This window comes from Micromonospora sp. SCSIO 07396 (assembly GCF_053667945.1).
Genome location: NZ_CM132210.1, coordinates 3,422,853 through 3,435,624, shown reverse-complemented (window position 1 = coordinate 3,435,624; position 12,772 = coordinate 3,422,853). Strand labels below are relative to the sequence as shown.

Genomic DNA, 12,772 nt, shown 5'->3' with positions numbered 1-12,772 from the left:
GGCCTCGCCCCGGCGGCCCGGCTGCCGGGGCGTCGCCGGGTCGGCTACTGCTGGCGGATGAGCCGGTCGAGGTCGGGTTGCCGGTCGAGCACCCGGTACCTGCCGGCGAGTTCGGCGAGGGTCTGGAGGCTGGCCCGGTCGACGTCCCAGCCGAACGCCGGCAGCCGGACCGATTCCGCCACCGGCGGCGGCAGTTGGAGGTTGTCCTTGATGGCCTGCCGCAGGGCCGGTGCGTTGGCCGGGTCCTGCGCCCACTGGAGGGTCTTCTTCATCGCCGTGGAGAAGTCCTCGACCAGCTTGGCGTCCTTGTCGAGGCGGGCGGTGGTGGTGATGGTGGTCAGGGTGGCCAGGCCCGGCACCACCGCCTGGTAGGGCGCCACGACGACCGTGTCGCCCCGGCCCTTCAGCTGGGTGACGAAGGGTTCCGGCACCCAGGCGGCGTCGATGTTGCCCGCCGCGAGCTGGGCCGGTGCGTCCGGGAAGGCCACCTCGACGAACTTGACCTTCTTGGGGTCGCCGCCGTCCTTCTCCACCGCCGCCATGATCGTGACGTCACCGGCCGCGCCCAGGCTGTTGACCGCGACCCGCTTGCCGGCGAGGTCGGCCGGCCGGGTGACACCGGACTTCGCCGAGGCCACCACCGCGTTGATGTCGTCGCCCTGGGCGTACGAGGAGGCGTAGTTGCCGATGATGACGACGCCGAGGTTCTGCAGGTCGGCGCGGAACGGGCCGAACGGCTGGCCGATGGCGAAGTCGATGTCGCCGTTCATCAGCGCCGGGATGGCCTGCGCGCCACCCTGGGCGGGCAGCACCTCGACCTGGAGCCCGTGCTCGGCGAACAGGCCCGCCTTGATGCCGCCCCACAGCGCGGCGGTCTCGGTGATCGGCAGCGCCGCGACCCGGACCGTGCGCAGGTCGCCGGAGGTCGGCGTGGACGGGGTGGAGGCGTCGGAGTCGGTACATCCGGTGAGGGCGACCGCGGCGACGGCGATCAACCCGAGAGCCATGACCTTCTTCATTGACGAGGCCCTTCCTGGGCGGGGGTGGTGGGGTGCGTCGGAAGTCGGCGGGATGCCTCGGACCTGCGGGGAGAACCAACCGCTGCGTGGGGGCGCACGCCGCTGTGGTGGCCATGGTCAGCCACCTCGACATCGAAAGTCAAGAATTTCTGACGCCCGTCATGAATAAGTTGAACGACGCTGCGTCGCGGTGGCGTCGCTCAGACCTCGGGCAGGCCCACGTAGTTCTCGGCCAGACTCGTCGCGTACGCCCGCGAGGTGGCGGCGTACCGCAGCGTGGCGGTCTGCAACTTCGCCTCGTACGGGTCGTCGTGCGCCAGCCGGTGCAGCATCGAGGTCATCCACCAGGAGAAGTGCTGCGCCCGCCAGACCCGGCGCAACGCGGTGGCCGAGTAGTCGGCCAACAGGTCGGTGCGGCCGTGGGCGTACCAGGCGGCGAACGCCTCGCCGAGCAGCGCCACGTCGGCCAGCGCCAGGTTCATGCCCTTGGCGCCGGTGGGCGGGACGATGTGCACGGCGTCCCCGGCCAGGTACAACCGCTCCCACTGCATCGGCTCCACCACGAAACTGCGCATCGGCGTGATCGACTTCTCCAGCACCGGGCCCTCGGTGAGCGACCAGCCCGGCACCGTCTCCAACCGGACCCGCAGCTCCGCCCAGATCCGCTCGTCCGGCCACGCGGCGAGGTCCTCGTCGGGGGCGACCTGGAGATAGAGCCGGGAGACCTGCGGCGAGCGCATGCTGTAGAGGGCGAAACCCCGCTCGTGGTGGGCGTAGACGAGTTCGTCCACGGCCGGCGCGGCGGCGGCGAGCACCCCCAGCCAGGCGAACGGGTACGCCCGCTCGTAGCTGGTCAGCACCCCGTCGGGCACCGCGCCCCGGCTCACCCCGTGGAACCCGTCGCAGCCGGCCACGAAGTCGCAGCGCAGTTCCTCGTCGCGGCCGTCGCGTCGGTAGTGGACCACCGGGTCGGGGGAGTCGAGTCCGTCCAGCCGGGTCACCTCGGCGTCGAACCGGATCGTGCCGCCGGCCGCGAGGCGCGCGGCGATCAGGTCCTTGACCACCTCCTGCTGCCCGTAGACGGTGATCGCCCGCCCGGTCAGCTCGGTCATCGGCACCCGGTGCGACTCCCCGGCGAAGCGCAGCTCGATGCCCTCGTGCCGCAGCCCCTCGCGGAGCAGCCGCTCGCCGACGCCGGTGCGGCAGAGCAGGTCGACCGAGCCCTGTTCGAGCACCCCGGCGCGCAGCCGGTGCTCGACGTGCGCGCGGCTGCGGCTCTCCAGCACCACCGAGGAGATGCCCTGCCGGTGCAGCAGGTGCGACAGCATGAGGCCGGCCGGTCCGGCGCCGACGATGCCGACCTGGGTACGCATCCCGGTCCGTCCTTCCTGGACGCCGGCCCGACACCGGGGCCCGGCGGGCGGGCCACCGACAGCGTTCGCGCAGCGAACGGGTGTTCTCTTGTTGAACGTTGGCACGTGACCCGGCTCCCGTCAACGTCCCGCCCGGACGCCGCTCACCCCGCCGCCCGGTCCCCTGCGGACATTGACGGATGTCGCCGTCGGTCGTACGTTCGACCTGAGCACGATGGTCCGTATGGCGAACACCGGTCCGAGGCGAGGCGGGAGGCGCATGGCGACGCTCGTCCCGCTCGCGCAGGCCGTGGCGGAACTGGTCCACGACGGCGACGTGGTGGCTCTGGAGGGGTTCACCCACCTCATCCCGTTCGCCGCCGGTCACGAGATCATCCGCCAGCGACGGCAGGAGCTGACCCTGGTCCGGATGACCCCCGACGTCATCTACGACCAGCTCATCGGTGCCGGGTGTGCCCGCCGGCTGGTCTTCTCCTGGGGCGGCAACCCCGGCGTGGGATCGCTGCACCGGTTCCGCGACGCCGTGCAGCACTCCTGGCCGCGCCCGCTGGAGCTGGAGGAACACAGCCACGCCGGGATGGCCAACCGCTACGTGGCCGGCGCGTCCGGCCTGCCGTTCGCCGTGCTGCGCGGCTACACCGGCACCGACCTGCCCCGGCACACCGCCAACGTCAGCTCGGTCGACTGCCCGTTCACCGGCGAGACCCTCACCGCCGTGGCGGCCCTGCGCCCCGACGTGACAGTGGTGCACGCCCAACGCGCCGACCGGGCCGGCAACGTGCAGCTGTGGGGCATCACCGGCGTGCAGAAGGAGGCGGTGCTCGCCGCCCACCGGTCGCTGGTCACCGTCGAGGAGGTCGTGCCCGAGTTGACCCCGGTCCCCGGGCAGGTCGTGCTGCCCGGCTGGGCGGTCACCGCCGTGGCCGAGGTGCCCGGCGGCGCCCACCCCTCCTACGCCCAGGGCTACTCGGTCCGGGACAACGACTTCTACCGGGCCTGGGACGCCGTCAGCCGGGACCGCGACACCTTCCGCGCCTGGCTCGACCGGCACGTGCACCGGGCCGGGGCGACGGCGTGACCGCGCGACCCGCCCCCCGCCCCGGGAGGCCGGGATGAACGGCCCGACGGCCGGCTGGACCGCCGACGAGATGATGACCGTCGCCGCCGCCCGGCAGCTCCGCGACGGCGTCGCCTGCTTCGTCGGGATCGGACTGCCCAGCACCGCGGCGAACCTCGCCCGCGCCACCCACGCCCCGAACCTGGTGCTCGTCTACGAGTCCGGCTGCCTCGGCGCGAAACCGGACCGGCTGCCGCTGTCCATCGGCGACGGCGTCCTCGCCGACACCGCCGACGCGGTCGTGTCGGTGCCCGAGGTGTTCAACTACTGGCTCCAGCCCGGCCGGATCGACGTCGGCTTCCTCGGCGCGGCCCAGCTCGACCGGTACGGCAACCTCAACACCACGGTCGTCGGCGACGACTACGCGACCCCGGCCGTCCGGCTGCCCGGCGCGGGCGGGGCCCCCGAGATCGCCGCCTCCTGCCGCGAGGTCGTGGTGATCGTCAGGCAGAACCCGCGCACCTTCACCAGCCGCGTCGACTTCGTCACCTCGGTCGGCTACGGCACGGGCCCGGGGGACCGGGAACGGCTCGGCCTGCGCGGCGGCGGCCCCCGACTGGTGATCACCGACCTCGGCGTCCTGGCACCCGACCCGGTCAGCTGCGAGCTGACCCTGACCCGGTTGCACCCCGGGGTGACCCGGGAACAGGCGCGGGCCGCCACCGGCTGGGACCTCGCCGTCGCCGAGCCGCTGACCACGAACGACCCGCCCACGGCACACGAGTTGGCGGTGCTGCGCGCGTTGCGCGCGACGGCCGAGGGGAGCCGACCATGACCGAGGACACCGCAGGGCGCGGGCTGCCGCTGCCGGCGTACCGGCGCGACGACGTTGACGCCCACCCGCCGCTGTTCAGCCCCGGCTACCGGTCGACCGTGACGCGGGCCCCCCGGCAACCGCTGGCCCACCTGCCGCAGCGGCTCACCGAGATCACCGGCCCGCTGCTGGGCGAGGGACGCCTCGGCGACCTCGACCACGACCTGACCCGCCAACACGACGGGTCACCGCAGGGGCAGCGGATCATCGTGCACGGCCGGGTCCGTGACGGCGACGGCCGGCCGGTGCCGCGTACGTTGGTCGAGATCTGGCAGGCCAACGCCGCCGGCCGCTACCGCCACGCCCGCGACACCTGGCCGGCCCCGATCGACCCGCACTTCGACGGGGTGGGCCGCACGCTCACCGACGAGCAGGGGCGCTACCGGTTCGTCACCGTGCAACCGGGGGCCTACCCCTGGCGCAACCACGACAACGCCTGGCGGCCGGCGCACATCCACTTCTCCCTGTTCGGCCGGGCGTTCACCCAGCGGCTGGTGACCCAGATGTACTTCCCCGGCGACCCGCTGTTCTTCCAGGACCCGGTGCTGCACTCGGTACGCGACCCGACGGCCCGGCAACGGCTGGTCGCCCGCTACGACCACGCCGCCACCCAGCCCGAGTGGGCGCTGGCCTACGCGTTCGACATCGTGCTGCGGGGCCGGGAGGACACCCCCTTCGAGGACGGGGACGACGATGAGTGACCGGCTGGGCGTCACCCCGGCGCAGACCGTCGGGCCGTACCTGAGCATCGGCCTGCACTGGCCCGACGGCCCGTACGTCGTCCCCGAGGGCACCCCCGGCGCGTTCTGGATCCGGGGCCGGATCGTCGACGGCACCGGGGAACCCGTGGTCGACGCGCTGGTGGAGAGCTGGCAGGCCGACCCGGACGGCCGGTTCGACCACCCCGACGACCCGCGCGGGGCCCGGCCGCCGCGGCTCGCCGGGTTCCGGGGGTTCGGCCGCAGCGAGACCGACGAGCAGGGGTGCTACCGGCTGCTGACGGTCCGGCCCGGGCCGCTGCCCGACCCGGACGGCGGCACCGAGGCCCCGCACCTGACCCTGTCGGTGCTCGGCCGGGGACTGCTGCACCGCCTGGTGACCCGGCTCTACTTCCCCGACGAACCGGCGGCCAACGCCGTCGACCCGGTGCTGGGCAGCGTGCAGGCCGACCGCCGGGACACGCTGCTGGCCAGCGCCGCACCCGACGGGTTCCGCTTCGACATCCACCTCCAGGGCGACCGTGAGACCGTCTTTTTCGCCGTCTGACGGCCCGCTCACCGGCATGTCCGCTGGGCGGATCGACCAGGTGCGCGACCGGGACCACCGGCCCGGGTCGGCCGACCGGTCCGTCGACGCGACGCCGGCCGTCGCCCGGGACGCGGCACCGTGACCTCCCGGCTGCACCTCACCGTCGACGGCCCGCCCAGCGCGCCGGTGCTGCTGCTCGGCAGTTCCCTCGGCACCACCGGCGCGATGTGGGAACCCCAGGTCGCGGCGCTGGCCGAACGGTTCCGGGTGATCCGTTACGACCACCTCGGCCACGGCCGCTCGGCGACGCCGACCGGCCCGTACACCATCGAACTGCTGGGCCGGGAGGTGCTGCGGGCGCTGGACCACCTCGACGTGCCGTGGGTCCACTACGCGGGGCTGTCGCTGGGCGGCATGGTCGGCATGTGGCTCGCCGCCCACGCACCCGGGCGGGTGCGCCGACTCGCCCTGCTCTGCACGGCGGCGTGGCTCGGCCCGCCCGACCCGTGGCGGCAGCGGGCGGCCACGGTCCGCGCCGCCGGCCTGCCGGCGGTCGCCGACGCCGTGGTGGCCCGCTGGTTCACCCCGACCCTCGCCGCCGCCCGCCCGGACCTGGTGGCCGGGTACCGCGCGATGCTGACCGCGACCTCCCCGGCCGGCTACGCGGCCTGCTGCGAGGCGATCGCCGCCCTGGACCTGCGCCCCGACCTGGGCCGGATCGGCGTGCCGACGCTGGTCGTCGCGGGCGCGGACGACCCGGCGATCCCCGTCGGGCACGCCCGGGAGATCGTCGACCTGGTCCCCGGGGCGCGGCTGGTCGTCCTCGACGCGGCGGCCCACCTGGCCAACGTCGAGCGACCCGGACAGGTGGGCCGACTCCTGCGGGAGCATTTCGAACAGGCGGGTGGCTGATGGACGACCGCGAACGGCACGAGGCCGGCATGACCGTACGCCGACAGGTGCTCGGTGACGCGCACGTCGACCGCGCCGTGGCCGGCACCGACGCGTTCACCGCCGACTTCCAGGACTTCATCACCCGCTACGCCTGGGGTGAGGTGTGGACCCGGCCCGGCCTCGACCGGCGTACCCGTAGCTGCGTCACCCTCGCGGTGCTCGCCGCCCTGCGCCACGAGGAGGAGTTGGCGATGCACGTGCGGGCCGCGCTGGGCAACGGGCTGACCGAACTGGAGGTGGCGGAGGTCCTGCTCCAGGTGGGCGTCTACGCTGGCGTACCGGCGGCGAACCGGGCGTTCTCGGTGGCCCGGGAGGCGCTGCGGCGGGAGGCTGGGTGAGGTGGGCGGTCAGGCGGCACGGTCACCGGAGTTCGTGCAGTCGCTGGAGCGTGGGCTCGCGGTGATCCGGGCGTTCGACGCCGAGCATCAGCAGCTCACCCTGAGCGACGTGGCCCGCCGCACCGGGCTGACCCGGGCCGCGGCCCGCCGGTTCCTGCTCACCCTGGTCGAGCTGGGCTACGTGCACAGCGACGGCCGGCTGTTCTCGCTGCGGGCGCGGATCCTCGCCCTCGGCTACGCCTACCTGTCCGGCCTGGGCCTGCCGGAGATCGCCCAACCGCACATGGAGGCGCTGGTCGCGCAGGTGCACGAGTCCTGTTCGGTGTCGGTGCTCGACGGCGACGAGGTGGTCTACGTCGCCCGGGTGCCCACCCGACGGATCATGACGGTGGGGATCAGCGTCGGGACCCGGTTCCCCGCGTACGCCACGTCGATGGGCCGGGTGCTGCTCGCCGCGCAGCCGGCGGACCGGTTGACCGACTACCTCGCCACCGCGCGGTTGCAACCGTTGACCCGGCGTACGGTCACCGACCCGGCGAAGTTGCGTGCCGTCCTGACGAAGATCGCCGCCCAGGGGTACGCGATCGTGGACCAGGAACTGGAGGAGGGGTTGCGGTCGCTGGCCGCGCCGATCCACGGCCCGCGTGGGTCGGTGGTGGCGGCGGTGAACCTGTCCGCGCACGCCTCGCGGGGGTCGTTCGAGCTGATCCGGCGCGAGTTGCTCCCGCCGCTGCTGGCCACCGCCCGGCGGATCGAGGAGGACCTGCGCGGCGGGTGAGGCCCCGACGCCCTCACCGGACCCGGTAGAGCCGGCTCGCCGGGTCCACGACGGCGGTCAGCAGCCGGCCGGGCACGAGTCCCGGGTCGTCGGGCCGGACCGTGTCCGCCTCGAAGGGGGCGAAGCCGGGCCCGCTGATCCGCAGCCGTAGGTCGAGTTCCGGGCTCTCCCCGCCCAGGTGGTGCGCCACGGTGAGGATCTCGGCGGTGGCGTCGACCCCGCTGGCGTCGAGCCGGCGGGCGTCGCTGCGGGACCGGTCGACCACCCGCCAGCCGAAGACACCGAAGCCGACCCCGACGATGGTGGTGAACACCCCGCCGGCGACGAGCCCCCAGCGCTCCCCGGGTGACACCGGCAGGTCGCCGGTCACGTCGGCGGCGAGCAGGACCGGGCCGGGCAGGCAGATGGCCAGGAAGATCAGCCGGCAGAGCAGCGCGCCGACCGGGCCGATGCGCGTCTCCGCCTCCCGGGGTGCGCTGGTCATTCCGGCACCATAGAACACGGTGCGGCGGGCCGGTACCCGGTACCGGCCCGCCGCACCGTGCGACCCGCCCGTGCGACGGTCAGCTTCCGGTGCAGGTGGCGGTGGTTCCGGTGCCGTTTCCGGTGCCCTGGAACCCGAAGCTGGTGCTCTGTCCGGCCCCCAGCCTGCCGTTGTAGCTCTGGTTGGTGACGGTGATGGTGCCGCTGGTGCCGGTGGCGACGCCGTTCCACACCGAACTGACCGCCGCCCCGCCCGGCAGGGTCAGGGTGACCCGCCAGCCGGTGAGCGCGGCGGAGCCGGCGGTGACGCTGACGTTGGCGACGAACCCGCCGTTCCACTGGTCCTGCACGGCGTAGACGGCGGTGCAGCCGGCGCCGCCGGGCGGGGGAGTGGTGGGCGGGGGAGTGGTGGGGGGTGGGGTCGTGGGCGGGGGAGTGGTCGGGGGTGGGGTCGTGGGCGGCGGGGTGGTCGGCGGCGGGCCGTCGAGCGTCAGGTTCTTCTGCTGGACGGTCCACTGGGTACGGCACAGCCCGCAGTTCGCGCCGACGAAGTTGGTGCCGGCGGTGGTGTCGCCCTTGAGCCGCCACTTGAGGTAGAGCACCGCCACCCGGCCGAACTCGCCACCGTTGGGCTGGTCGTAGGTGCCGCCGTGGCCGACGTTGAGGTTGCCCATGAAGGCGGGCAGCCCGGCGGGCAGCTTGCCCCAGTCGTCGATGGCGTTGGGGTAGGCGATGTCGCTGGGCCCGCCGACGAAGTAGGCGATCGGCTTGGTGAGCCGCCGCAGCTGGTAGTCGTCGGCGTCGTTGAGCAGGCCGCTGCTGAAGATGCCGGTGGTGGTCACCCGGGGGTCGTTGGAGACGGCGTACGCCTCCAGGCCACCACAGGAGAAGCCGGCGACGGCGACCTTGCCGGTGTCGATCCGGTTGTAGTACTTGCTGCCCTGGCGGGAGTTCTCCGCCACCGCCCAGTCGATGGACTGGGTGAGCATCTGCGAGTTGGTGGAACCGGAGGCGTTCGGGCCGCCGTTGGCGATGGCCAGGAAGCCGTGCGAGGCGATCTCACGCAGGAAGTTGCCCTGCGAGAGGCCGTTGGCCGAGCAGCCGCCGTTGCCCCAGACGAGGATCGGCAGGCGCTCGGTCGGCAGCGTCTGGGGCCGGAAGATGGTGTGGTTGGGCAGGCTGGTCGAGGTCTCGTAGTCGGCGGGGTAGGGCCCCGAGCCGCCCACTGCGGCGTCGGCCGGCGTCGCGCCGAGGGCCATCAGCACGGCGGCTGCCGGCACGAGCGCGGCGGTCAGACCCGCGTAGAGCTTCGATCTCCTTGGCATGCACCCTCCTGCGGGTGTCGGCGGTGGCACCCCCTGCGGTGGCGGGTCTGCCGCCGGGCCCGACCAGGGTGGTCAGCGCCGGCAACGGGGCGGGTCGACGTGGACGCGTCGACCGGCCGGCCGCAGTCCCACAGGCGGTCGCGGTATGCAGTTACTATCACCGGGGTAACGAAAAGTGTCAATGTGTGGCCCGTCTGTCGGGCCGGTGCGACGCCCGTCTGTCGGGCCCGGTGCGACCGACACGCGGCCCACGGTCAGCGGAGGCGGCGTGCGACGCCGCGCGGGCCACCGGCCGGTTCGGGTCGGGTGGGGTCGTCCGGGGCGTCGAAGTGGGTGATCCACCGGGCGGCGTCCGGCCAGTGCGGCGCGGTCACCTCGATCAGCCGGGACCGGGCCAGCGCACCGAGCCGGGAGTGGACGTCGAGGAAGGTCTCCCGGGCCTGTCGGCGGGGCCAGGGCGTCGGCAGCAGGTGCGCGGGCAGATCCGGGTCGGTGTCGGCGAACCGCCGCCAGGAGTCCATCGCTGAGGTGCGCGCCACCAGCGCCGTGGCCGGGTCGACCGCACCCCGGCGGGCCGCCGCCCGCAACGGCGAGAACCGCGCGACGAAGGCCGCGTACCCGGCGGCGAGGCCGGCCAGGTCGTACGCGGCGGCCGGGCCGTGCGGTCCGGCCTCCTCGTCGAACCGGGCGTGCAGCACCGACCACCGGGCCCCCACGACGGGGTGCAGCAGCGCCGCCAGCTCCGCCCGGACCGGTGCGGCGTCGACCCCCGGCCTGATCCACACGCTGTCGTAGAGGCCCACGAACCCCAGCCCGGCCAACGCCCGGCGCACCGCGTGCCGGGCGGCCTGACCGGCGCTGGGGATCGAGTAGGAGACCAGCACCCAGTCCCCGGTCCAGGGCGGCGGCTGCGCGCCGAAGGTCAGGAAGTGCCGCATCCGGGAACGGTGCCGGGCGATCGCCGTGGGCGTGAGGTGGTAGACCGGCGGCCGGGTGTCGCCCCGGGTGGCGATCAGACCCCGTTTGACCAGCCGGGACAGCGCCGCGCGGGCGCTGGGCTCGGTGACCCCGAACTCCCGCAGCATCGCGATCACCGCCGCCGACGGCAGGTCGGCGTCCGCCGAGTCGAGGTATTCGCCGAGCAGCGTGGCCAGCAGGTGCTGCGGGCTCGACCCGAGCGGGGCCCGGGGGGTGCGGACGTCGGGGACGGGCTGTTCGGCGGTCACCCCGACAGATTGTCGCACCACCAGATGGCCGACGCCCGCCGACCGGCGCACCCGTGAGGCCGCCGGGCCGCCCGCCGGCAGGACGGTCCCGGCGGCCCACGCCGGATCGGTCAGTGGCCCATGACCAGGTCCATCACCTCGCTGCGCAGCTTGCCGAACAGGGGCGCCTGCTTGCTGACGATCTGGCCCCGGTCGCGGCGCAGCGGCAGCCCGATGTCGCGTTCGTCGGTGAGCCAAGGGAACAGCGAGCGGCTGTAGTCCTGGAACACGCAGGATGCCGATCGCGCACGCCATCACCACCCCGGCGAACATCCGAGGTCGGCGCAGCGGTGGTCGGCCCCGCGGTGTCCCCGGTCGACCGTGACATGATGACGCGATGGGCAGAGCGCAGGACGTCGACGGAACCGGGCGGCACGCAGGGGCGGACACCGGACCGGACCCGACGACGCAGGGCGACGTGGACGCCCGGCTGCGCCTCGCGCAGGACCCGGGCACCAGCCATCTGACCCTGATCGACCTGGCCGCCGACCCGTCGCCGGTGGTCCGCCGGGCGGTCGCCACCCGGGCCGACGCGCCCGCCCAGGCGTTGCGCCCGCTCACCCGTGACCGTGACCGCGAGGTGCGGGAGGCCGTGGCGCGTAATCCCGCCACCTCGATCGCCAACCTGCTGCGCCTGGTCAGGGACGCCGACCGGTGGGTCCGCTGGGCGGTCGCCGGCAACCCGGCCTGCGACGCGTCGGTACGCCGGGCGATGGCGCAGACCGCCGACAAGGAACTGCGGGGCCTGCTCGCCGAGTCGCGTGACCTGGAGCCGGAGCTGGCCGCGCGGCTGGTCGACGACGTCTCACCCGAGGTGCGGGAACGCCTCGCCGCGCACACCCACGACTCCGACGTGATGACCACGCTGCTGGCCGACCGCACGGCCCGGGTACGCAAGGGTCTGGCGCGCAACCCGCGGACCACCGCCGAGCACCGTCGCGCGCTCGCCGGGGACCCGGTGCCGGACGTCCGGGCCGTGCTGGTGTCCGCCGTCGCGCTCGACGAGGCCGACCTGCGTCCCCTGGTCGAGGACCGGTCGGCGCAGGTGCGGATGGCGGTGGCGACGTCGGAACTCGTCCCGGCGCACCTGCGGCGCGCGCTCACCGACGACCCGGACGAACTGGTCGCCGCCGCGGCCCGCGAGTTCCGTCCCGGTGCCGGGGCGTCCCCGGTGGTCCGCGCGCCACGCGTCGGCCTCCGCGCCGCCGGGCCGGGTCGGGGCCGCTCGGGCGACACCCGCCGCTGAGTCCGCCCCGCGTACGGCCGGTGTCACCGCGGGGGCTTCCCCCCGGGGGGTGCGACACTTCCCGGACGAATTGACCGGGGTGGCTCTCTTCGTTTCCTTCCGACCGGACGGTAGCATTGTGGGGTTGCACCGGGGATAGGAGGCCACCAATGGCGCGTGCGACGTCCCGGCCGGAGTCGACCCGACGCCGGCAGCGCTGGCCCGACGGGTACGACCCGGAGAACACCCGCAACTCGTTGATCACCAGCGCGTTGGGGCTGATCGAGCAACGGGGCTTCGACCGCACCTCGGTGCAGGAGATCGCCGACCAGGCGCAGCTCACCAAGGGTGCCTTCTACCACCACTTCGCCAGCAAGGACGACCTGCTGCGGCATATCCAGGAGGAGTACCTGGAGGCGCAGCTCGCCGCGATCCAGAAGATCGAGGCCGACAGCGACGACCCGACCGTACGGGTACGCGAGCTGATCCGGTTCAGCCTCACCAGCGTGGCCGAGTACCGGGCCCACGTGACGATCTTCTACCAGGAGCGGCGGTACCTCTCCGGTGACCTGTTCGCCGAGGTGACCCGCAAGCGGGGCCTGGTGGAGGCCGCGTTCGCCGGGATGATCGCCGACGGGGTCGCCCGGGGGACGTTCCGCGCGGACGTCGACCCGCGCATCGCCACCTTCGGGCTGGTCGGCATGTGTGCCTGGGCCTACCAGTGGCTCAACGTCGGCGGACCGCTCAGCGTCGACGAGGTGGCCCGCCAGTTCAGCGCGATGGTGCTGGAGGGTCTGACCGCCTGAGTCCCGCCGGCGCGCGCCGGTCCCCGC

At 73.9% G+C, this 12,772-nt stretch carries 15 protein-coding genes; 9 read left to right on the top strand and 6 right to left on the bottom strand.

Going from position 1 to position 12,772, the window contains the following annotated elements; all coding sequences use genetic code 11:
* Positions 1 to 44 precede the first annotated feature (44 nt).
* Both ACWCHM_RS14785 and ACWCHM_RS14780 read right to left on the bottom strand, forming a co-directional pair.
* The gene (locus ACWCHM_RS14785) at positions 45 to 1,007 is read right to left on the bottom strand and encodes an ABC transporter substrate-binding protein (RefSeq protein ID WP_454222779.1); all 963 of its coding nucleotides are present in this window, start codon (positions 1,005 to 1,007) and stop codon (positions 45 to 47) included.
* A 212-nt stretch (positions 1,008 to 1,219) separates the two neighbouring features.
* Positions 1,220 to 2,392, bottom strand: a complete 1,173-nt coding sequence (locus ACWCHM_RS14780; RefSeq protein ID WP_454222778.1) for a 4-hydroxybenzoate 3-monooxygenase — start codon at positions 2,390 to 2,392, stop codon at positions 1,220 to 1,222.
* A gap of 259 nt (positions 2,393 to 2,651) precedes the next feature.
* On the opposite strand from ACWCHM_RS14780, the gene ACWCHM_RS14775 reads away from it, so the two are divergent.
* The 7 genes from ACWCHM_RS14775 (at position 2,652) to ACWCHM_RS14745 (ending at position 7,641) form a co-directional block, all read left to right on the top strand.
* A complete protein-coding gene (locus ACWCHM_RS14775) occupies positions 2,652 to 3,470 on the top strand; it encodes a CoA transferase subunit A (protein ID WP_454222777.1) in 819 nt (272 codons plus the stop codon).
* A 34-nt stretch (positions 3,471 to 3,504) separates the two neighbouring features.
* Positions 3,505 to 4,284, top strand: coding sequence for a CoA-transferase subunit beta (locus ACWCHM_RS14770; RefSeq protein WP_454222776.1), 780 nt, complete (start codon positions 3,505 to 3,507; stop codon positions 4,282 to 4,284).
* Positions 4,281 to 5,024, top strand: coding sequence for a protocatechuate 3,4-dioxygenase subunit beta (pcaH, locus tag ACWCHM_RS14765; protein WP_454222774.1), 744 nt, complete (start codon positions 4,281 to 4,283; stop codon positions 5,022 to 5,024). Before ACWCHM_RS14770 ends, pcaH begins: the two co-directional genes overlap by 4 nt.
* A complete protein-coding gene (gene pcaG / locus ACWCHM_RS14760) occupies positions 5,017 to 5,589 on the top strand; it encodes a protocatechuate 3,4-dioxygenase subunit alpha (RefSeq protein WP_454222772.1) in 573 nt (190 codons plus the stop codon). Before pcaH ends, pcaG begins: the two co-directional genes overlap by 8 nt.
* Before the next feature lie 120 nt (positions 5,590 to 5,709).
* Entirely contained in the window at positions 5,710 to 6,483 is a 774-nt protein-coding gene (gene pcaD / locus ACWCHM_RS14755; RefSeq protein ID WP_307821429.1) for a 3-oxoadipate enol-lactonase, read from the top strand.
* The gene (gene pcaC / locus ACWCHM_RS14750; RefSeq protein WP_204961021.1) at positions 6,483 to 6,863 is read left to right on the top strand and encodes a 4-carboxymuconolactone decarboxylase; all 381 of its coding nucleotides are present in this window, start codon (positions 6,483 to 6,485) and stop codon (positions 6,861 to 6,863) included. The genes pcaD and pcaC overlap by 1 nt, the downstream gene beginning before the upstream one ends.
* A 1-nt stretch (position 6,864) precedes the next feature.
* The gene (locus ACWCHM_RS14745; RefSeq protein ID WP_454222771.1) at positions 6,865 to 7,641 is read left to right on the top strand and encodes an IclR family transcriptional regulator; all 777 of its coding nucleotides are present in this window, start codon (positions 6,865 to 6,867) and stop codon (positions 7,639 to 7,641) included.
* A 13-nt stretch (positions 7,642 to 7,654) separates the two neighbouring features.
* On the opposite strand, the gene ACWCHM_RS14740 is transcribed toward ACWCHM_RS14745, so the two are convergent.
* The 4 genes from ACWCHM_RS14740 to ACWCHM_RS14725 all read right to left on the bottom strand — a co-directional run bounded on the left by ACWCHM_RS14740 (position 7,655) and on the right by ACWCHM_RS14725 (position 10,944).
* Positions 7,655 to 8,125, bottom strand: coding sequence for a hypothetical protein (locus ACWCHM_RS14740; RefSeq protein WP_454222770.1), 471 nt, complete (start codon positions 8,123 to 8,125; stop codon positions 7,655 to 7,657).
* 79 nt (positions 8,126 to 8,204) lie between these two features.
* Complete coding sequence (locus ACWCHM_RS14735) at positions 8,205 to 9,449, bottom strand: cellulose binding domain-containing protein (RefSeq protein WP_204961024.1); 1,245 nt, start codon at positions 9,447 to 9,449, stop codon at positions 8,205 to 8,207.
* A 254-nt stretch (positions 9,450 to 9,703) separates the two neighbouring features.
* Positions 9,704 to 10,675 (bottom strand): PaaX family transcriptional regulator, encoded by a 972-nt coding sequence (locus tag ACWCHM_RS14730; RefSeq protein ID WP_454222769.1) that lies wholly within the window; start codon positions 10,673 to 10,675, stop codon positions 9,704 to 9,706.
* A gap of 110 nt (positions 10,676 to 10,785) precedes the next feature.
* On the bottom strand, positions 10,786 to 10,944 hold the full coding sequence (locus tag ACWCHM_RS14725) for a hypothetical protein (RefSeq protein WP_454222767.1): 159 nt from the start codon (positions 10,942 to 10,944) through the stop codon (positions 10,786 to 10,788).
* Positions 10,945 to 11,051: 107 nt separating this feature from the next.
* Here ACWCHM_RS14725 and ACWCHM_RS14720 point away from each other — a divergent pair, with 107 nt between their 5' ends.
* Both ACWCHM_RS14720 and ACWCHM_RS14715 read left to right on the top strand, forming a co-directional pair.
* Complete coding sequence (locus tag ACWCHM_RS14720; protein WP_454222766.1) at positions 11,052 to 11,960, top strand: hypothetical protein; 909 nt, start codon at positions 11,052 to 11,054, stop codon at positions 11,958 to 11,960.
* Between the two features lie 149 nt (positions 11,961 to 12,109).
* Positions 12,110 to 12,745, top strand: a complete 636-nt coding sequence (locus ACWCHM_RS14715) for a TetR/AcrR family transcriptional regulator (RefSeq protein ID WP_204961028.1) — start codon at positions 12,110 to 12,112, stop codon at positions 12,743 to 12,745.
* The last annotated feature ends 27 nt before the right edge of the window (positions 12,746 to 12,772 follow it).